Origin of the sequence: Paenibacillus marchantiophytorum (assembly GCF_014640555.1) — a bacterium.
GTDB lineage: Bacteria > Bacillota > Bacilli > Paenibacillales > NBRC-103111 > Paenibacillus_E > Paenibacillus_E marchantiophytorum.
In genome coordinates this window covers 1-526 of record NZ_BMHE01000157.1, presented here as the reverse complement: position 1 = coordinate 526, position 526 = coordinate 1, and the positions used below count along the sequence as shown (strand labels likewise).

Annotated in this window: 1 protein-coding gene; it reads left to right on the top strand. The window is 47.1% G+C overall.

All coding sequences use genetic code 11. The features are described from left to right. Nucleotides 1-40: 40 nt before the first annotated feature. Nucleotides 41-526: reverse transcriptase domain-containing protein (locus IEY34_RS36420; protein ID WP_268240233.1), on the top strand; the 486-nt coding region annotated here is incomplete at its 3' end.

Sequence of the window (526 nt, the reverse complement as noted above, 5' to 3'; positions counted from 1 at the left end):
TTCGGGCACGTATCATCCGCTACCCGCCAGACGGAAAGAGATACCCAAACCAGACGGAAAGCTTCGACCCTTAGGAATCCCGTCCATTATCGATCGGGTCGTGCAAATGGCAACAAAAATGGTGATGGAGCCCATCTTTGAAACGGATTTCAAGGGTTGCTCCTATGGATTCCGGCCGAAGCGAAGCCAACACGGTGCCATTCGTCACATCAGGCGAGAAGTTAAGAAAGGCGTATATTGGGTAGTAGACATTGACATTCGCGGCTACTTTGACAACATTGGGCATGAGAAACTGATGAAGCTTGTGGAGCAAAGAATCAATGACAGAAGAGTACTCAAACTCATCTGGAAATGGCTAAAGGCAGGATTCGTAAAAGAAGATCAGTTTTATGAAACTGACCTCGGAAGCCCACAAGGCTCAGTCATAAGTCCGCTACTTTCAAATATCTACCTGAACTACCTGGATAAGGTCTGGGAAAACAAATTTACCGAACTCGGCGCCCTCGTCAGATTTGCTGATGATCTC